The organism is Paracidovorax oryzae ATCC 19882 (genome assembly GCF_000687165.1).
GTDB lineage: Bacteria > Pseudomonadota > Gammaproteobacteria > Burkholderiales > Burkholderiaceae_C > Paracidovorax > Paracidovorax oryzae.
This window is the reverse complement of record NZ_JMKU01000011.1, coordinates 106,735-124,931: the sequence shown is the minus strand read 5'-3', so window position 1 is coordinate 124,931 and position 18,197 is coordinate 106,735. Positions and strand designations below refer to the sequence as shown.

General features: G+C 68.9%; 16 protein-coding genes. 6 read left to right on the top strand and 10 right to left on the bottom strand.

Annotated elements, in window-relative coordinates; translation table 11 throughout:
* Nucleotides 1-52 precede the first annotated feature (52 nt).
* Nucleotides 53-2,089, top strand: a complete 2,037-nt coding sequence (locus T336_RS0111215) for an ABC-F family ATP-binding cassette domain-containing protein (RefSeq protein ID WP_026432606.1) — start codon at nucleotides 53-55, stop codon at nucleotides 2,087-2,089.
* Between the two features lie 410 nt (nucleotides 2,090-2,499).
* Here T336_RS0111215 and phbB read toward each other — a convergent pair whose 3' ends face one another.
* From phbB to maiA, 6 genes are all read right to left on the bottom strand, one after another.
* Entirely contained in the window at nucleotides 2,500-3,237 is a 738-nt protein-coding gene (gene phbB, locus T336_RS0111205; RefSeq protein WP_019702935.1) for an acetoacetyl-CoA reductase, read from the bottom strand.
* Between the two features lie 196 nt (nucleotides 3,238-3,433).
* A complete protein-coding gene (locus T336_RS0111200; protein ID WP_019702936.1) occupies nucleotides 3,434-4,615 on the bottom strand; it encodes an acetyl-CoA C-acetyltransferase in 1,182 nt (393 codons plus the stop codon).
* Between the two features lie 45 nt (nucleotides 4,616-4,660).
* Nucleotides 4,661-6,373: a class I poly(R)-hydroxyalkanoic acid synthase gene (gene phaC / locus T336_RS0111195; RefSeq protein ID WP_026432605.1), complete on the bottom strand. Its 1,713-nt coding sequence runs from the start codon at nucleotides 6,371-6,373 to the stop codon at nucleotides 4,661-4,663.
* A gap of 293 nt (nucleotides 6,374-6,666) precedes the next feature.
* Nucleotides 6,667-6,804: a pentapeptide repeat-containing protein gene (locus T336_RS27595; RefSeq protein WP_156957843.1), complete on the bottom strand. Its 138-nt coding sequence runs from the start codon at nucleotides 6,802-6,804 to the stop codon at nucleotides 6,667-6,669.
* A 34-nt stretch (nucleotides 6,805-6,838) separates the two neighbouring features.
* Nucleotides 6,839-7,666, bottom strand: coding sequence for a peptidoglycan editing factor PgeF (gene pgeF / locus T336_RS0111190; RefSeq protein WP_035225751.1), 828 nt, complete (start codon nucleotides 7,664-7,666; stop codon nucleotides 6,839-6,841).
* Nucleotides 7,653-8,321, bottom strand: a complete 669-nt coding sequence (maiA, locus tag T336_RS0111185) for a maleylacetoacetate isomerase (protein ID WP_026432603.1) — start codon at nucleotides 8,319-8,321, stop codon at nucleotides 7,653-7,655. The genes pgeF and maiA overlap by 14 nt, the downstream gene beginning before the upstream one ends.
* Nucleotides 8,322-8,430: 109 nt before the next feature.
* Here maiA and T336_RS0111180 point away from each other — a divergent pair, with 109 nt between their 5' ends.
* From T336_RS0111180 to T336_RS0111170, 3 genes are read left to right on the top strand one after another with little or no spacing between them, the layout of a single operon-like run.
* Nucleotides 8,431-9,126 (top strand): fumarylacetoacetate hydrolase family protein, encoded by a 696-nt coding sequence (locus tag T336_RS0111180; protein WP_019700958.1) that lies wholly within the window; start codon nucleotides 8,431-8,433, stop codon nucleotides 9,124-9,126.
* A gap of 2 nt (nucleotides 9,127-9,128) precedes the next feature.
* Nucleotides 9,129-9,677, top strand: coding sequence for an NUDIX hydrolase (locus T336_RS0111175; RefSeq protein WP_019700959.1), 549 nt, complete (start codon nucleotides 9,129-9,131; stop codon nucleotides 9,675-9,677).
* 36 nt (nucleotides 9,678-9,713) lie between these two features.
* A complete protein-coding gene (locus T336_RS0111170) occupies nucleotides 9,714-11,042 on the top strand; it encodes a leucine-rich repeat-containing protein kinase family protein (protein WP_026432602.1) in 1,329 nt (442 codons plus the stop codon).
* A gap of 18 nt (nucleotides 11,043-11,060) precedes the next feature.
* Here the strand turns inward: T336_RS0111170 and T336_RS0111165 are convergent, their stop codons facing one another.
* Entirely contained in the window at nucleotides 11,061-11,699 is a 639-nt protein-coding gene (locus tag T336_RS0111165) for an MSMEG_1061 family FMN-dependent PPOX-type flavoprotein (protein ID WP_026432601.1), read from the bottom strand.
* A 69-nt stretch (nucleotides 11,700-11,768) separates the two neighbouring features.
* Between T336_RS0111165 and T336_RS0111160 the strand changes: the two genes are divergently transcribed.
* Nucleotides 11,769-12,578: an AraC family transcriptional regulator gene (locus T336_RS0111160; protein ID WP_026432600.1), complete on the top strand. Its 810-nt coding sequence runs from the start codon at nucleotides 11,769-11,771 to the stop codon at nucleotides 12,576-12,578.
* Here the strand turns inward: T336_RS0111160 and T336_RS0111155 are convergent.
* A complete protein-coding gene (locus T336_RS0111155; RefSeq protein ID WP_026432599.1) occupies nucleotides 12,571-13,353 on the bottom strand; it encodes a transporter substrate-binding domain-containing protein in 783 nt (260 codons plus the stop codon). The two genes, T336_RS0111160 and T336_RS0111155, sit on opposite strands and share 8 nt — an antisense overlap.
* A 191-nt stretch (nucleotides 13,354-13,544) precedes the next feature.
* Nucleotides 13,545-16,061, bottom strand: coding sequence for a penicillin-binding protein 1A (locus tag T336_RS0111150; protein ID WP_244883924.1), 2,517 nt, complete (start codon nucleotides 16,059-16,061; stop codon nucleotides 13,545-13,547).
* A gap of 319 nt (nucleotides 16,062-16,380) precedes the next feature.
* Between T336_RS0111150 and T336_RS0111145 the strand changes: the two genes are divergently transcribed.
* On the top strand, nucleotides 16,381-16,998 hold the full coding sequence (locus T336_RS0111145) for a fimbrial protein (protein WP_035225749.1): 618 nt from the start codon (nucleotides 16,381-16,383) through the stop codon (nucleotides 16,996-16,998).
* 19 nt (nucleotides 16,999-17,017) lie between these two features.
* On the opposite strand, the gene T336_RS0111140 is transcribed toward T336_RS0111145, so the two are convergent.
* Entirely contained in the window at nucleotides 17,018-17,950 is a 933-nt protein-coding gene (locus tag T336_RS0111140; protein ID WP_026432596.1) for a class I SAM-dependent methyltransferase, read from the bottom strand.
* Between the last annotated feature and the right edge of the window lie 247 nt (nucleotides 17,951-18,197).

Below are 18,197 nucleotides of genomic sequence, written 5' to 3'. Positions count from 1 at the left end.
ATGCGCGGTTGCTTTGTCGCGGGCCCCACGGGCGGCCCGCTGTGATTCGATCATGATCCTTCTGAACAATGTCACCTTGCGCCGCGGCGCCAAGGTGTTGCTGGACAGCGCCAGCGTGACCCTCAACCCCGGCGAGAAAGTCGGCCTGGTGGGACGCAACGGCGCCGGCAAATCCACCCTTTTCGCGCTGCTCAACGGCTCGCTCCACGAGGACGGCGGCGACTTCTCGATGCCGCCGACCTGGCGCATGGCCCAGGTGGCGCAGCACATGCCCGAGACGGAGGAATCCGCCACCGACTTCGTGCTGAACGGCGACACGCGCCTCAGCACGCTGCGCGGCGAACTACAGGCGGCGGAAGAGTCCGGCGACGGCATGGCGATCGCCCAGGCCTACGCGGACCTCGGCGATGCCGGCGAGCACGACGCCGTGCCGCGCGCACAGGCGCTCATCCTCGGCCTGGGCTTCAAGGTGGAGGAACTGGGCAGGCCGGTGAACAGCTTCTCCGGCGGATGGCGCATGCGCCTGCAACTCGCGCGGGCCCTCATGTGCCCGAGCGACCTGCTGCTGCTGGACGAACCCACCAACCACCTGGACCTCGACGCCCTCGTCTGGCTGGAAGCCTGGCTGCAGCGCTATGCCGGCACCCTGATCGTCATCAGCCACGATCGGGAGTTCCTGGATGCCATCACCACGGTCACGCTGCACATCGACAACGCGCGGCTGACGCGCTACGGCGGCAACTACAGCCGTTTCGAGGAACTACGCGCCCAGCAGATGGAACTGCAGGCCGCCAGCTATGCCAAGCAGCAGGACAAGATCGCCCATCTGCAGAAGTTCATCGACCGCTTCAAGGCCAAGGCCAGCAAGGCCAAGCAGGCCCAGAGCCGGGTCAAGGCCCTGGAGCGGATGGAGAAGATCGCCCCCGTGCTCATGGGTGCGGAGTTCACATTCAGCTTCAAGGAGCCCGCCAACCTGCCCAACCCGATGCTGGCGATCACCGATGCCTCCTTCGGCTACCTGGACGAGGACGGCGGCGCCCACAAGACCATCCTGCGCCACGTGAACCGCTCTGTACTGGCGGGCCAGCGCATCGGCATCCTCGGCGCGAACGGCCAGGGCAAATCCACGCTGGTCAAGACCATCGCTCGCACCATGAAGCCGCTCGCAGGCAGCGTGACCGAAGGCAAGGGCCTGTCCATCGGCTACTTCGCCCAGCAGGAGCTCGACGTGCTGCGGCCCGCCGACAACCCGCTGGAACACATGATCCGCCTCGCGAAGGAACTGGGCGCCCAGTCGCGCGAGCCCAGCCGCGAGCAGGACCTGCGCAACTACCTCGGCACCTTCAACTTCTCGGGCGACATGGTCAAGCAGTCCGTGGGCACGATGAGCGGCGGCGAGAAAGCCCGGCTCGTGCTGGCGATGATCGTCTGGCAGCGCCCCAACCTGCTGCTGCTGGACGAGCCGACCAACCACCTGGACCTCGCCACGCGCGAAGCGCTGTCGATGGCGCTCAACGAGTTCGAAGGCACGGTGATGCTGGTCAGCCACGACCGGGCGCTCCTGCGTGCCGTCTGCGATGAATTCTGGCTGGTGGGACGCGGTGCCGTGGGCCCCTTCGACGGCGACCTGGACGACTACCAGCGCTACCTGCTCGACGAGTCCAAGCGGCTGCGCGACGAGGCCCGTGCGCTGGCCTCTGCCCCGGTGGCCCCCCGGGAAGACTCCGCAGCCCCTCCTCCCGGGCCCGCGCCGGTGGCCCCGCCGGTACCCGCACCTGCGGTAGCGCCCGCCGTGGCACCGAAGGATGCCCGGGAGCAACGCAAGCTCGGGGCCCAGGCCCGGCAGCAGCTGGCGGAGAAAACCCGCCCCCTGCGACGCGAACTCGACCAGATCAACCAGCGCCTGGCGGTGCTGGCCTCGGAGAAATCCGACCTGGAGCAACGCCTGAGCCAGCCCCTGCCCCCTGCCGAGATCGCCGACTGCGGCCGCCGCCTCAAGGCGTGCGGGGACGAAACCGGGCAACTGGAGGAACGGTGGTTGGAACTTTCCGAATCCATCGAGACCATGGAACAAGGGGCAGACAAGTAAAATGCTGTAACGGGGTGCTGCAATTTCCTGCAAGTACCCATGTCGAGCATGATTCCATTGCTCCTTTTTCAGGAGCACAAGAAAAGCCTTCGGCTGGTTGCATTTTTTTTCGTTCTACTGTCAACGCTCCAGGAAGACGCCGCGTTGTGGATGCATCCAAGGAGCTAACGATGAACACCTCTGCAATCCTGTCCGCATGGCCTGAAGACGAACGCGACCGCAAGCGCGCTCCCGGCCGTTTCTAAAAGGCAGGCACCAGACAGCAGTCGGACACTGGCGGAATCCCCAACGGGTTCTGCCGAGCCCGGCGAGCGCGGACCCTGACCTTCGTTCCATTCCCTTCTTACCCCCATCCCCAATGAAAAACCCCGCCGAGGCGGGGTTCTTTTTCGTCCAGGGAGTCCAGGGCGTCAGCCCATGTGCAGGCCGCCGTTGACCGAGAAATCGGCCCCGGTGGCGTAGCCGCCCTCTTCCGACGCCAGCCACGCGATGATCGAGGCGATCTCGCTGGGCTCGCCCAGGCGCTTGACCGGCACGGTGGCGACGATCTTCTCCAGCACGTCGGGCCGGATGGCCTTGACCATGTCGGTGCCGATGTACCCCGGGCTGACGGTGTTCACCGTCACGCCCTTGGTGGCAAGCTCCTGCGCGAGCGCCATCGAGAAGCCGTGCATGCCGGCCTTCGCGGCCGAATAGTTCGTCTGGCCGGCCTGGCCCTTCTCGCCGTTCACGCTGCTGATGTTGATGATGCGGCCCCAGCCCTTCTCCACCATGTCGCCCACGACCTGCTTGGTCACGTTGAACATGCTGTTGAGGTTGGTCTCGATCACCGCATCCCAGTCCTCGCGGGACATCTTCACGAACATGCGGTCGCGCGTGATGCCGGCGTTGTTCACCAGCACGTCGATGCTGCCATGCTCGGCCTTGGCCTTGGTGAAGGCCGCCACCGTGGAATCCCAATCGCCGACGTTGCCGACGGACGCGTGGAACGTGTAACCCAGGGCCTTCTGCTCGCCCAGCCACTTGGCATGGTCCCGGGTCGGGCCGCAGCCCGCGATGACCTTGAAGCCATCTTTGTGAAGCCGTTGGCAGATGGCCGTTCCGATGCCACCCATGCCCCCAGTGACATACGCTACTTTCTGATTCATGTGATTTATCTCCTAGTCAACGATTCACGCAACCACTCTACCCAAGATTCCGCGCTCCACTGTTGAGGAAAACACCCAGCACCTGCGGGGTGCGCCCGGTTCCTGGACAGGCATGGCCGCCGGATGCCACCGCCACCGCGGCCTGCAAAAAAGCCGCACCACGTGCGGCTGCAGGACGGCAGGCGGTCCGGAAAACTCAGACCCGCTCCACCGCGAGCGAGACGCCCATGCCCCCGCCGATGCACAGCGCGGCCACGCCCTTGCGGGCGCCACGGCGCTGCAGCTCGTGCAGCAGGGTCACCAGCACGCGGCAGCCCGAGGCGCCGATCGGGTGGCCGATGGCGATCGCGCCGCCGTTCACGTTCACCTTGGCGGGATCGATGCCCAGCTGCTGGTTGACGGCGCAGGCCTGGGCGGCGAAGGCTTCGTTCAGTTCGAACAGGTCCACGTCGGCCGCGGTCCAGCCGGCGCGCTGCAGCACCTTGCGCGTCGCGGGCACGGGGCCCAGGCCCATGGTGGCGGGATCGAGGCCGCTCGTGGCGTAGGCGGCGATGCGTGCCAGCGGCTTGAGCCCCAGGGCCGCAGCCTTCTTCGCACTCATCACCACCACGGCGGCCGCGCCGTCATTGAGGCCCGACGCATTGCCGGCCGTCACGGAACCGGCTTTGTCGAAGGCGGGCCGCAGCCCGGCCAGCGCCTCGGCATTGGTCTTGCGGTTGAGGTATTCATCGGCCTCGAAGACGATGGGATCGCCCTTCTTCTGGGGCAGGCTTACACCGACGATCTCGTCCTTGAAGCGGCCGGCGTCCTGCGCTGCGGCGGCCTTCTGCTGGCTGCCCAGGGCAAGCGCATCCTGCTGCTCGCGGGAGATGCCCTCCTGTTTGGCAACGTTCTCGGCGGTGATGCCCATGTGGTACTGGTTGTACACGTCCCAGAGGCCGTCCACGATCATCGAGTCGGTCATCTTCCAGTCGCCCATGCGCTGGCCCTCGCGCGAGCCGTTGAGCACGTGGGGCGCGAGGCTCATGTTCTCCTGGCCGCCCGCGACCACGATCTCGCTGTCGCCCGTGGCCACGGCCTGGGCCGCGAGCATCACGGCCTTCAGGCCGGAACCGCAGACGGCGTTGATGGTCAGCGCCGGCGTTTCCTTGGCCACGCCGGCCTTCATCATGGCCTGGCGTGCGGGATTCTGGCCCACGCCGGCAGTCAGCACCTGCCCCATGATCACTTCACCCACCTGGTCCAGCGGCACGTTGGCGCGGGCCAGCGCTTCCTTGATCACGATGGCGCCCAGTTCGGTGGCCGGGGTCTTGGCGAGCGCGCCGCCGAACTTGCCCACGGCCGTGCGGACGGCCGAAACGATGACGATGTCTTCCATGTCGATCCTCAAAGGTAATGATGGGAAAAGGGGTGGAGCGGAGCCTCAGGCCCGCTCGCGCACATAGCGTCCCGGTGCCGGCTCGATGGCTGAGAACCGCGCGCCCTTGCCGTAGCGCTTGGGCGCGGGCACGAGCGGGCCGGCATGGCCACGCAGCCAGGCAGCCCAGTCGGTCCACCAGCTGCCGGGCAGTTCCGTCGCACCATCCAGCCACTCGGGCAGCGTGGCTGGCAGGACGCCGTCCTCGCGGACCCAGTGGCTGCGCTTCTTCTTGGCGGGAGGATTGATGACGCCCGCGATGTGGCCCGAGGCCCCCATCACGAATCGCTTCTCGCCGGGCAGGACCTGGGTCGACGCGTACGCCGCATCGACGGGGACGATGTGGTCCTCGCGCGATCCGTAGATGTACGCGGGCAGGTCCACGAGGTTCAGGTCGATCGATTCGCCGCACACGGTCAGGTGGCCGGGCCTGCAGAGGTTGTTCTCGAGGTAGAGGTTGCGCAGGTACCAGGCGTAGAACGGCCCGGGCAGGTTGGTCGAGTCGCTGTTCCAGTAGAGCAGGTCGAAGGGAGGCGGCGTCTCGCCCTTCAGGTAGTTGCCCACCACGTATGTCCAGACAAGGTCGTTGGGCCGCAGGAAGCTGAACGTGGATGCAAGGTCCTGCCCCTTCATCAGGCCACCCTGCCCCATCTGCAGTTCGCGGAAATGCACGAAGCTCTCGTCGATGAAGACATCGAGGATGCCGGTTTCGGCGAAATCGATGAACGTGGTGAGGAAGGTGGCGCTGGCCACGGGTTCCTCGCCCCGGGCAGCGAGCACGGCCAGGCCGGTGGCCAGCATCGTGCCGCCCACGCAGAAGCCGAGCGCGTTGATCTGGTCGCTGCCGGAGATTTCGCGGACGGTGTCGATGGCGCAGAGTACCGCGTCCTCGATGTAGTCGTCCCAGGTGGCGCTCGCCAGGGACTGGTCCGGATTGCGCCAGCTCACCACGAAAGTGCGGTGCCCTTCGGACACCGCATGCCGGATGAGCGAATTCTCGGGCTGCAGGTCGAGGATGTAGAACTTGTTGATGCAGGGCGGCACGACCAGCAGCGGGCGCTGGTGCACCTTGGACGTGAGCGGCTTGTACTCGATGAGCTGGAAAAGCGCGTTCTCGTACACCACGGCACCCTCGGAGGTGGCCACGTTGCGGCCCACCTCGAAGACGCTTTCGTCGGTCATGGACACATGGCCCTGCCGCATGTCGTGCAGCAGGTTGGCGATACCCTTGGCCAGGCTCTCGCCCTGGGAATCGATGGCCTTCTTCTGCGCCTCGGGGTTGAAGACGAGGAAATTGCTGGGCGCCATGGCCGCCATCCACTGCTCCACGCCGAAACGGATGCGCGCGCGCGTCTTGGGATCGGTCTCCACCGCGTCGGCCAGCCCCATCAGGGTGCGGGCATTGAGCAGGTAGGACGCGGCGGCGAAGGCCGCCATGGGGCTCTCGGCCCAGGCGGGAGCGCTGAAGCGGCGGTCTTTCATGGCGGCCGGCTGGAGCGCCTGGCTCCAGAGCTCCGACGCTTCCTTCAGGTACTGCTGCTGCAGCCCGGCCAGCTTGTCCGGAGAGAAGGCGATGGCCGGACCGGCCTGCGCGGAAGCTGCGCCGGGAGCGGCGGGGCCGCCGGCCTGCCGGAAGGCTTCCAGCGCCTGCATCCAGCTTTCGCTCAGTTTCTGCTGGATCTGCCGGGCACTGCCGGCCCAGCCTGCGTCAAAATCCATGAACGTGTCTCCTCGCACCCATCCATCATGCCATCCCGGCAGCGCCTCCGGGGGGAATCGCGCCATGGCCATGGCATTGTTGCCGAGCGGCGCGCCTGGAAGCAATGCCGCTTTCGCTTTTTCACGATATAGCTCAGTTTTCGGGAAGACGGCCCCATGTATCTGGTAATCATCGGCTGGTTGTACGTCACCGTGATGATGGCCGCCGCCGAGGCCGCCAGTCCGCAGGGCAGCCTGCTGGGCGCGGCTGTGACCTTCGTACTCTACGGGCTGGTGCCCATCTCGATCGTCGCCTACATCCTCGGCACCCCGGCCCGCAAGCGCGCCCTGCGGGAGAGGGAACAGCGGGAGAGGGAACAGCGGGAGAGGGAACAGCGGGAGAGGGAACAGCGGGAGAGGGAACAGCGCGAGCGGGAAGAGGCTGCGCGCAAGGCTGGCCGGGAAGCACCGCCGGCCGGCCCGGAATCAACCGCCGCGCGCTCCCAGCCAGATGCAGGCGGCGAACCGCCCGCCGGTGCTGCCGGACCGCTGCATGGAGGCGCGGTGCGAAAAGAACCGTGAGGCCTGGCGCACGGTGCACCAGCTGTCGCCCCCGTCGTTGCCCCACACGCCCGCCACGCCCAGCGCACCGAGCCGCCGCCGTGCCAGTCCGGGCAGGTCAGCCAGGTACTTGCCCCCGCCCTGCGGGGAAAAATGCGTGGCTGCCCCGGCGTCCTGTGCGCAAAACGCCTCCCGGACCTCCTTGCCCACCTCGAAGGCGGACGGCCCGATGCACGGACCCAGCCATGCCAGCACGCCGCCGTCCGCATCCAGGCGCGCGAGCGCCTGCTCCAGCACGCCACCGGCCAGGCCGCGCCAGCCGGCATGCGCCGCCGCCACGACGGAACCCTCATGGTCGGTCAGCAACACGGGCAGGCAGTCCGCGACCATGATGGTGCAGGCCCGGCCCGGCAGGCGTGCGATGCAGGCGTCGGCCTCCGTGCCGTCCGGCACGCCGCGGTCCAGGTCCGCCACGGCCGTCCCGTGCACCTGCCGCAGGAAGGTGGGTGCCACCGCGGCCCCTCCGCCCAGGCCCGCCAGGCGGGCGCGCAGGTGCTGCCGGTTGGCCAGGACGGCATCCGGCTCGTCGCCGACGTGGTCGCCCAGGTTCAGCGCAGACCATGCGTCCCGGCTCACGCCGCCCGGCCGTGCCGTGCACACCGCATGCACATGGCCGGGCACGGGCCAGTCGGGTTGCAGCCAGCCGTCCGGCAGGGAAGCCGCCGCGGGCGGCAAGGTGCTAGCCCCCGGCATCGGGGCATGCGGAAGGATGGGCCGCCTGGAAAGCCGGCAGCTCGGACGCGGCCTCCCAGGCCGCCATGGTGCGCGGCAGCCCGGCCAGATCGATCTCGAAGCGCTGCGCATTGAAGATCTGCGGCACCAGGCAGCAATCGGCAAGCGTCGGGGCATCGCCCCAGCACAGCCGCGATCGCGGCAGGCCCCCCGCCTCCCGGGCGCGGGCGAGCAGGCCGAGCTGCCGCTCGAACGCTTCCAGGCCGCCGCGCGTCCAGTGGCGGTACCAGGCGGTCTTCTCCGATTCATCATGGCCCAGCGTCTGGGTGAGGTACCTGAGCACCCGCAGGTTGTTGACCGGATGGATCTCGCAGGCCACCATCTGGGCCAGTGCCCGCACATGGGCCCGCCCGAGCGCGTCGGCGGGCAGCAGCGGCGGCTGCGGATGCATTTCGTCCAGGTACTCGATGATCGCCATCGACTGCACCAGCGTGCTCCCGTCGCCCAGCTCCAGCGCAGGCACCAGCGCGTCCCCGACGCGGTCCGCGTAGCCGGGTTCGCGGTGTTCAGCGCGCACGAGGTGCACCGGCACGTACTCGTAGGGTAGCCCCTTCAGCGCCAGGGCGATGCGCACCCGGTAGGACGCGGAAGAGCGGAAATAGTTGAACAGCTTCATGGTCTGCCAAGCATAACGTCCGTGCATGGCACACTCTGGCCGGGGCCTGCCGACGCCAGCCCGGCGCGCAGACCACCACTCCCCACCGAGACAAGGCCTGACATCCACCATGAACTACGTGATTCCTCCTGCGCCCATTCCCGGCGTGCCCGTGGCGGGCACCGCAGACCGCTTTCCGGTGCACCGCATCTACTGCGTCGGCCGCAACTATGAGGAGCACGCCAAGGAAATGGGCTTCACCGGCCGGGAGCCGCCGTTCTTCTTCCTCAAGCCGGCGGACGCCATCGTCGCGGTGGAGGCGGGCGAGACGGGCCGCATGCCCTACCCCACCCTGACGGCCAACCTGCACCATGAGATCGAACTGGTGGTGGCCATCGGCCGGGGCGGGCGCGACATCCGCGCAGCCGATGCCCTGCAGCACATCTTCGGCTATGCCGTCGGCCTCGACATGACCCGCCGGGACCTGCAGAACGACATGAAGAAGCAGGGACGCCCCTGGTGCATCGGCAAGGGTTTCGAGCACAGCGCGCCCATCGGCCCGATCACGCCGGCCGCGCAGGCGGGCGACGTGTCCAGGGCCTCCATCTGGCTGCAGGTGAACGGTGCCGACCGGCAGCGCAGCACGGTCGCGCAGCTGATCTGGAACATCGCCGAAACGATCGAGCACGTGTCGGCTGCCTGGGAGCTGCAGCCCGGCGACCTCATCTTCACGGGAACTCCCGAGGGCGTGGGCGCGGTGGTGCGCGGCGACGTTCTGGAAGGCGGCGTGGACGGACTGGGCACCCTGCGCGTGGAAATCGCCTGAACATGACCACCCGCAGGCCGATCAAGCACTGCCGTGAATGCGGGGCCGCCGTGGAGTACCGCGTACCCGACGACGGCGACACCAAGCTGCGCGCCGTCTGCCCGGCTTGCCACACCATCCACTATGAAAACCCGCTCAACGTGGTCGGCACGGTGCCCGCGCTGGGGGACAAGGTGCTGCTGTGCAAGCGCAACATCGAGCCCCGCTGGGGCAAGTGGACGCTGCCGGCGGGCTTCATGGAGCTGAACGAGACCACCGCCGAGGGCGCGGCCCGCGAAACCGACGAGGAGGCCGGCGCGCAGATCACCATGGGCCCGCTCTTTTCCGTGCTCAACGTGCCGCGCGTGGGGCAGGTGCACCTGTTCTACCTCGCTCGCCTGGACAGCGACCGGTTCGCCCCCGGGTACGAGACCATCGAGGCCCGGCTTTTCGCGGAAGACGAGATCCCCTGGGACGAGATCGCCTTCCGCACGGTCAAGGTGACGCTCGAGAAATACTTCGCCGACCGCCGCTCGGGCGCTTTCGGCATGCATTGCGTCGATATCGATTGACCCACCCGGGCCTTGCGGCCTGGTTTCCCGGACACCATGACCGATGAACTGCAGCGCTTGCGCGCTGGCGACCTCGCGGGTGCGCGCGTGCTGCGCATCGCCGCCGGCCTGGAGCACTTTCCGCGCGAGGTCTTCGACCTGGCCGATACGCTGGAGGTGCTGGACCTCTCCGGCAACCGCCTTTCGGCCCTGCCCGCCGACCTGCATCGGCTGCACCGGATGAAGGTGTTCTTCGCTTCGTCCAACCGCTTCACCGAACTGCCCGCCGAGCTTGGCGACTGCCCGCAACTGGAGATGGTGGGCTTCAAGGCCAACCGCATCGCCCACGTGCCGGCCCGGGCGCTGCCTGCGCGGCTGCGCTGGCTGATCCTGACCGACAACGCCATCACGGCGCTGCCCGATGCCCTCGGGGACAGGCCCCGCCTGCAGAAGCTGATGCTGGCCGGCAACCTGCTGCGCAGCCTGCCCGATACGCTGCGGCAGTGCGGTTCGCTGGAACTGCTGCGCGTCGCCGCCAACCGGATCGACCACCTGCCGGACTGGCTGGCCGACCTGCCCCGGCTCGCCTGGCTGGCCATCGGCGGCAATGCGTTCAACGAAGCCGCCGAGGAACTCGCGCGCGGCAGCCAGGCCGCCGGCACTGTGGACTGGAGCCGCCTGCAACTGGGCGAACTGCTGGGAGAAGGCGCCTCCGGCCGCATCATGGCGGGCAGGCTGGAGGGCGCCACCGGCATGCGGGAGGTGGCCGTCAAGCTGTTCAAGGGCGAGGTCACGAGCGATGGCTGGCCATTGACCGAGATGGCGGCCAGCCTGGCCGCCGGGCGGCATCCGCGGCTGATCCCGGTGCTGGGGCGGCTCGACGGCCACCCGGACGGCGTGCAGGGCCTGGTGATGGAACGCATCTCCACGGACTACCGCACGCTGGCCAGCCCACCCAGCTTCGAGAGCTGCACACGCGACGTCTATCCAGCCGGCCTGCGGCTGCCTGCCAGCGTGGCATTGCGCATCGCGGCGGATGTGGCATCGGCGCTGGCACACCTGCATGGGCAGGGACTGGTGCACGGCGACCTGTACGCGCACAACCTGCTGTGGCGCCCGGATGCACCTGCCGGCCAGGCGGCCGGCCTGCTGGGGGATTTCGGCGCCGCGGCTTTCGCGCCACCCGGAGCGCTGGGCGATGCGCTGCGCCATATGGACGTGCGCGCCTTCGGCATGCTGCTGACCGAACTGTGCGCCCATGCCGACGGACCTTTGCCCGACGGCGGTGCTCCGGCGCTGGCGGCAGCCTGCCTGCACGAAGACGCTGTCGCCCGGCCCGATGCCGCCGCACTGGCCGCACGCACGGCGCAGTGGACGCCGGGCTGAACGGCTGCGCCCGGAAAGTCAGTACAGGCCATGCCGCACGGCGTGCGCGTAATGCGCATCCGCATCCGAGGCCTGGGCCTCGCTCCATCCCAGCACCGCGGCCTTCATCCGTCCGGGCGTGGGCAAATCGCGCCGGTCCAGATGGGACTCAGGCGCCCACAACTGCGCCCGGTGGATGGCCTTGCCGCAGTGGAACAACGTCTCGTCGATCGCGACGACCACGCCCAGCTTGGGGCTTTTGCCGTGCTCCGCGAGCCGTGCCAGCAGATCCGGCGCCAGCGACAGCCGCGCGCGTCCGTTGATGCGCAGGAAGATGTCCAGCCCCGGGAACAGAAACAGCATGGCCACCCGCGCATCCTCGCCCAGGTTGCGCAGCGAGGCGATGCGGTTGTTGCCCGGCCAGTCGGCGAAGGCTACCGTGCGCTCATCGAGCGCCTGCACGAAGCCGGGCGGCCCGCCGCGGGGCGATGCATCCAGCCCGTCGCCCCCTGCCGTCGCCAGGCAAAAGAAAGTGGCGGCACGCAGGTACTCGACGTGGAAGGGCGTCAGCACCGGCAGCACGCCCCGGGTAATGGCGTCGGAAGGAGCGTCGTAGAGTGCGTCCAGGTCGATGGCGGGAGCGCCATCCGGCGCGATGGAATCGGAGCGGGAGGTCATGGATCCATGCTAGTGAAGGCCGCGCCGGCCTGCTAAGCTGGCGGCGCCATTCGATAGCGCGATCACGCCATGCCCGACACTGCTGCATGGGTCGACCTGCACGATGACGACGCAGGCCCGCTGGTGGTCGGCCGCGCCGGTACGCAGGAAAACCACGATACCGCCCCGCACAGCCACTGCCGCGGCCAGTTGATCGGCTGCGCGCGCGGCGTGCTCAGCGTGGGTGCCGATACCGGCCAATGGGTGGTTCCGGCGCGGCATGCGATCTGGCTGCCGCCGGCCCGGCCGCATTCCGCACGCATGCATGGCGCCTTCACCGGCTGGTCGCTGTACGTGGCGGGCCCCGCCTGCCAAAGCCTGCCGGATTCCCCATGCACCGTGGCGGTCAGCCCGCTGCTGTGGGAGGCAGCGCTGCGCTGCGCCGAGCGCGCCACCGCCCTGCCCGACCCGGCTCAGGATCGGCTGGCGGCCGTCATCCTCGATGAGCTGCACCACATGGTGCCGAGGCAGCTCGGCCTGCCCATGCCGAACGACGCACGCCTGCTGCGCATCGCGGGCGCGCTGCTGGAGGACCCGGCGCGGCGCCGGAGCCTTCAGGCATGGGCCGACTGGGCCGGACTGTCGAGCCGCAGCCTCAGCCGTCGCTTCGTGGCCGAAACCAGCCTGAGCTTCACGGCCTGGACACAGCGCGTTCGGCTGTTGCGATCGCTCGAGTGGCTGGCCGACGGCCGTCCGGTGACGCAAGTGGCACTGGAGCTGGGCTACGACAGCGTGAGCGCCTTCATTGCCCTCTTCAAGCGCGAACTGGGCCGCACGCCGGCAGCCTACTTCGGGCGGCAGGTGCCGCCTGTCGGGCGCAGCGGCCCGAAGCTCACCTGAGCCACTTGTCAGCCGCCTGCTTCAGCTGGCCGCGGGCATCCATCAGGCCCCAGACGAACTCCATCACGCGCGAATAGTCCGCGTCGTCCTTGGGCAGCATGAAACCCAGCGTGTTCTGCGGCGTGAGCGGCGCGGCGACGAAAGCCGCATACAGGCGCGGATCGGCCTTGGCGTAGTACAGGGCCTCGTATGTCTCGGTGATCATCACGTCGCCCTTGCCCTCGGCGATGAGCGCGGGGATCTCCGCGTTCCTGTCGTGCGTGCTGACCTCGGCCGCCTTGAGGTTTTCCAGCACGAAGGTTTCATTGGTGCCGCCCGGGTTCTTGATGACGCGCACGCCCGGCCGGTTCAGATCGGCCAGGGTCCGGAACCTGTCCTTGTCGGCGGCACGCACCAGCGCCACCTTGCCGAACGGCGCGTAGCCCGGCAGCATTTCGATCTGGCGGATGCGCGTGACGTTGCGCGTGATGCCGCCCACGGCCACGTCGAACCTGTCGGCCTGGATGTCCTTCATCAGGTTGGGCCAGCTCGTGGGCACGTATTCGACCTTCACGCCCAGCTCCTTCGCCATGGCCTCGACCACGTCGATGTCGTGGCCCGCATAGCCGCCGTCGGCCTTGATCGCGAAGGGCCGGTAGTCGCCCGGCGTGCCGACGCGCAGCACCTTGGTGTCCATGATCCGGTCGAGCCGGGGACCGGCATGGGCGGCCTGCAGGAAGCCGGCGGCCGCCAGGGCGGCGGTGGCGATGAGGGTGGCGACGGACGTGCGCTGCATGCGGGGGCCTTCGAGTGTTCGTTGCAAAAAGGGATGGAGGTCCTGGAAAAATGCCGCGCTCCGGAGATCCGCAGGGACTCTGCCCGGCCACGGCCGCGCCAGCATACCGCGGCAGGTCTCGCAGGAAACGTGCCCAGCGGATCCGAAGGCGCGGATCCGCTCCGCGGAACCGCAGCGCACGTTGCGCGCGCTCAGGGGCGCGATTCGACGAAGAACGGTTGCTGCGCGCCCCCCGGCACGACGGTGCCGCGCTGGACGGGCGCCACCTCCACGCCGGCGCCTGCGCCACCTCCGGCAGACCCGCTCGCCGCACCGGAGGGAGCCACCGCGGGCGCCGTGCCCGGCACGGTGGATCCCGGCGGATCGGTCGTCACGGGCGGAAGCGCGCGGCTGCCGCCGAAGACGGCCGCGGGCGCCGCGGAATCCCCGCTTTCCGGCGGCAGGTCCACCTCGGCCGGGGGAACATACGGCGCGCTGGGCGTCGCATCCTGCAGCGGCGTCAACGGCGCCTCGGTGATCTCGGGCCGCGTGTCCGCGGGTGCGCTGGCCGGTGCACTGGAAGGCGGCAAAGGCGCCCTCGCCGGCGGCTCAGTGCCCGGGCCACCCGCCTGCGCATCGGTGCGCCGCCCGAACAGGTCATAGACGGAGAGCGCCCACTGCCGCACGCCGTCCACCGCCTGGCCGACCCAGGTGCTTTCCTCCTGGTCGATGAATTTCTCTCCGGGGTCGATCACGCGCGAGCGCAGGGCCTGCTGGAAGACGTCGCCGACCATCGGCAGCGCGCTGTGCGCGCCCTGCCCCCAGTAATCGCTGCGCAGCGTCACGCGGCCGTCGTTGAAACCGGCCCAGGCGCCCGCCACCAGTTGCGGATGCATGAGCAGGAACCATCCATCCGCGGCGTCCTGCGTCGTGCCGGTCTTGCCCGCCACGTCCGCGGTGATACCGTAGCGCGACCGGATGGCGGCGCCCGTGCCCTTGTCCACAACGGCGCGCAGCGCATTGCGCAGCATCTGCGCGGGGCCCAGCCCCAGCACGCGCTCCGGGGCCGCCGGGCTGAAGTCCTCCAGCACCTTGCCGTCCTTGTCCTCGATGCGCGTGATGACCGTGGGTGCGATGTAACGGCCCGCCCCGGCGATGGTTCCGTACGCTGCCACCATCTCCTTGAGCGTGACAGGGCTCGTGCCCAGCGCCAGGGACGGCACGGCATCCAGCGGAGACTCCCGCACGCCCATGGCACGCGCCAGGTCGGCCACGCGTTCCGGTCCGACCTGCTGCATCAGTTGCGCCGTGATCGTGTTCTTGGAATAGGCCAGCCCGTCGCTCAGCGTCATCGGCTCGCCACTCGGCGCGGCGCCTTCGTCCGTGGGACGCCATACACGGCCGCCGCCCAGCGGGATCTCCACGGCCTGGTCAATCAGCGTATCGGTGGGCAGGGCCCCCTTGGCGAAGGCAGCCCCATAGACGAAGGGCTTGAAGGTCGAGCCCGGCTGCCGCCGCGCCGCCTGCACGTGGTCGAACGGATCCTGCGCGAAATCACGGCTTCCCACCCACGCGCGGACCTGGCCGGTGCGGGGATCCATCGCCAGGAAGCCCGCCTGCACGCGGGTTTTTTCCTGGCGCAGCTTGCGCATGAAGTCCGCATCCGCCATCAGGGTCTTGAGGGCGTCGTCCTCGGGCGTGCCCTTCGCCACGGCAGCGGCATACTGGGGCGACTCCCGCACGAACGCCTGCACCAGGGAACTCCTGGCATTCCAGACCCGCGGCCCCCACGCACCGTCGGCGACGGATTGCAGCTGGCGGCCCTGCCGGGCCACCGCCTGGTTGGCCAGGGTCTGCAACCGGAAATCGATGGTCGTGCGGATCACCAGGCCGTCGGCATACAGGCTGTATCCATTGCGGTCAGCCCAGTCGATGAGCTGCTTGCGCAGCTGCTGGGCCAGGTGGGGTGCCGGGCCCGCGGCCTCCAGCTGGCGCTCGAACCGGATGCGCAGGGGCCGCTTGGACAGGGTCTCGAAATCCCTGGACGACAGCTTGCCGCGCTTTTCCATCTGCGCCAGCACCACGTTGCGCCGTGCCTGGGCCCGCTCCGGATTCAGCACCGGGTTGTAGTAGCTCGTGCCCTTGAGCATGCCGATCAGCGTCGCACTCTCCAGCACCGTGAGCTTGTCCGCCGACTTGTCGAAGTAGGTGCGCGCCGCCATCTCGATGCCATAGGCGTTGTAGAGGAAAGGCACCGTGTTGAGATAGGTTTCCAGGATCTCGTCCTTGGAATACAGCGCCTCGATCTTCAATGCCGTGATCGCTTCCTTGAGCTTGCGCGTCAGCGTGGGGGCGCGGCCCACGTCCTCGGGGTAGAGATTGCGTGCGAGCTGCTGCGTGATCGTCGATCCCCCCTGCTTGTCCCCCCCCAGGGTGCGGATCAGCGCCGAACCCGTGCGCCGCCAGTCCAGCCCGAAGTGGTCGTAGAAGCGGTGGTCTTCGGTGGCGATCAGCGCATCCACCACCGACGGTGCGATGTCCTCCAGCGCCACCCATTCCCGGTTCACCCAGCGGTACTCGGCCAGCAGGCGGCCGTCGGCCGACACGAGCTGGGCCGGCTGCTCGGTCTTGGCCTTGCGGATGTCGCTGATCGCGGGCGTGAAAGGCCAGAGCAGCAGCGTATAGACCACCAGCGCCGCCGGCACGGCGGCCAGCGCCCACAGCAGCATCCAGGCCGGCCGCCTGGCAAGGAACCAGCGCAACGCGGCGCCAACGCGCCGGGCCAGCGAGGAAAACGGCCCGCTGGACAGCCAGGAGCGCAGGGAAGCGAGCAGGGAAGCAATCACACGGTCAGGAAGTAAAAACCCATTGGCGCAGCGGGCGGGCGTTGGGCCGGCCTGGCGCGGCATCGCGGCAGACGGGTCCGGCGGAAGGGGCATGCACGGCAACGCTGCCGATGCACATTCCGCGAGCGCGATGGTACCGGGTCCGCGAAAGCGGCCCCCCACCATCCTGCGGATGGGAGTCGTTCCTGCTAGGCTGGTTCCCATGAAGCCGACCCGACACTCCGCGCGCCGGGCCCTGCGCGCCATGCTGGCCAGCCTTCCCCTGGCCGCCCTTCCCGCATGCGATGCCCCGCCGGCCCCCACCCGCTTCTCGATCGACCTGTGCGGAGCCCCTCACCGCTGGGAGGACGCCGACACCCGGTGGGACACGCTCTACGCAGCCCAGCTCGACGGAGACGACGAACTGGTCATCGCATTGCGCGTCCCCGCCGGACATCAGGCCGCGCCGGCAGCCACGGGCGTGCAATTCCATCTCACGGCGCCGCCCGGCCTGCTGCGTCCCGGCCAGATCGCATCACTGGCAGGCACTTTCCGGCTGGCAGCCGAATCCGATGCCGATCGCAAGCCACGACAGCCCGGCACCGGATCGGCGGTCGTCTTCCGTGATCCCTCCCCGCCCTGGGCCATCCGGAAGGGCGAACTGCGCATCTCCGAAGTCCGCACGATACCGAAGGATGGGCAAGGCAGCGCCCGTGCCGTGGCAACCGGCAGCTACCGGCTGGACATGGCCCCCGACGGCGCGGGTGCCGGCGTCCCGTCCTGCACGGTGAGTGGTACGTTCGAAGGCGCCGTCTTCCGCCTGAAAGCCGGCACCGACTGACCGTCCCGCTGATGGTGGATCAATCCAGCGCGAACACCATCACCTTGAGTGACCGCTCCGCGTCCACGTCCGCGAACACCGCCGGATTCGCGACCCGCGCCACCCAGCGCAGTTCCGGCGCCTGCTCGCGCATCTGGCCGAGCAGGAACTCCGTGCCCAGTTCGGGCGCGTTCAGGCACAACAGCGCATGCCCTCCGGGCGCGAGCAGGCCGGGCAGGCGCCGCATGAGCCGCGCATAGTCCTTCGTCGCCACGAAGCTGCCCTTCTGGTAGCTCGGCGGATCGGCGATGACCAGGTCATAGGGCCCGCCGCGGCCGATCTTGCCCCAGCTGGAGAACACGTCGTGCGCCAGGAAGCTCGCGCCCTGCTCCAGCCCGTTGAGCCGGTGGTTCTGCTGCCCGATGGAGATCGCGCCCTGCCCCATGTCCACGTTGACCACCTGGGCCGCTCCGCCCTGCAAAGCCGCGACGGAGAAAGCGCAGGTGTAGGCGAAAAGATTCAGCACCCGCGGCCCGCGCCCGTCGGCAGCCTGGCGCGCCGCCACATGCTCGCGCACCCAGCGCCGGCCCTCGGCCATGTCGAGGAACAGGCCATGGTTCTGGCCCCGCAGCACATGCGCGCGATAGCGCGCGCCCTGCTCCGTGACCACATGCGGCTCCGGCACCTCGCCAGCCATCAGACGCGTCCCGGTCTTTCCCGGGTACCTGCACTGGAACACCCAGCACAGCGGCTCCCCGGGAGCGATCTCCGCCCAGCGGTCCTGCAGCGCCGCGCCGATGGTGGCCAGGGCGTCCTCTTCCATCGGCAGGAAGCTCGTGAGCACGAAGGCGGGCGGATACGCATCGAGCGACCAGTGCTCGCAACCCGGGTGCAGGCCGCCCCGGCCGTGGAAGATGCGCCGTGCATCCGGGCCAGGAGCCATGTGGGCAATGGCATGCAGCAAGGGTTCCATCGAGGAAGGGGGCCGTCGTTCGCCGTACGCTGAAAGCGCGGCGCGTGCCGGCCCGGAAGTGGCTGGGGCGTCGATTGTGCCTTGGCGGGCCGCTACCATTTTCATATCACTGCAGCGCGGCATCCGGCAAGCGCTCCTGCTGCCGCGGCAGACGGGTGCGATACACAAGGCTGCAGTGGGCCGCGCCATACCGGATACAGTGCTGGCGGCGCAAGTCGGCACGGCCTGCGCCATTGAGCAGCTCAGG

Coding starts and splice junctions, on each gene's coding strand:
- T336_RS0111180 (WP_019700958.1), top strand. CDS start 8,431: ATGAACTACGTGATTCCTCCTGCGCCCATTCCCGGCGTGCCCGTGGCG.
- T336_RS0111160 (WP_026432600.1), top strand. CDS start 11,769: ATGCCCGACACTGCTGCATGGGTCGACCTGCACGATGACGACGCAGGC.
- T336_RS0111175 (WP_019700959.1), top strand. CDS start 9,129: ATGACCACCCGCAGGCCGATCAAGCACTGCCGTGAATGCGGGGCCGCC.
- T336_RS0111165 (WP_026432601.1), bottom strand. CDS start 11,699: ATGACCTCCCGCTCCGATTCCATCGCGCCGGATGGCGCTCCCGCCATC.
- T336_RS0111170 (WP_026432602.1), top strand. CDS start 9,714: ATGACCGATGAACTGCAGCGCTTGCGCGCTGGCGACCTCGCGGGTGCG.
- T336_RS0111145 (WP_035225749.1), top strand. CDS start 16,381: ATGAAGCCGACCCGACACTCCGCGCGCCGGGCCCTGCGCGCCATGCTG.
- phaC (WP_026432605.1), bottom strand. CDS start 6,373: ATGGATTTTGACGCAGGCTGGGCCGGCAGTGCCCGGCAGATCCAGCAG.
- T336_RS0111155 (WP_026432599.1), bottom strand. CDS start 13,353: ATGCAGCGCACGTCCGTCGCCACCCTCATCGCCACCGCCGCCCTGGCG.
- phbB (WP_019702935.1), bottom strand. CDS start 3,237: ATGAATCAGAAAGTAGCGTATGTCACTGGGGGCATGGGTGGCATCGGA.
- T336_RS0111140 (WP_026432596.1), bottom strand. CDS start 17,950: ATGGAACCCTTGCTGCATGCCATTGCCCACATGGCTCCTGGCCCGGAT.
- pgeF (WP_035225751.1), bottom strand. CDS start 7,666: ATGCCGGGGGCTAGCACCTTGCCGCCCGCGGCGGCTTCCCTGCCGGAC.
- T336_RS0111200 (WP_019702936.1), bottom strand. CDS start 4,615: ATGGAAGACATCGTCATCGTTTCGGCCGTCCGCACGGCCGTGGGCAAG.
- T336_RS0111150 (WP_244883924.1), bottom strand. CDS start 16,061: ATGCTGCTGTGGGCGCTGGCCGCCGTGCCGGCGGCGCTGGTGGTCTAT.
- T336_RS0111215 (WP_026432606.1), top strand. CDS start 53: ATGATCCTTCTGAACAATGTCACCTTGCGCCGCGGCGCCAAGGTGTTG.
- maiA (WP_026432603.1), bottom strand. CDS start 8,321: ATGAAGCTGTTCAACTATTTCCGCTCTTCCGCGTCCTACCGGGTGCGC.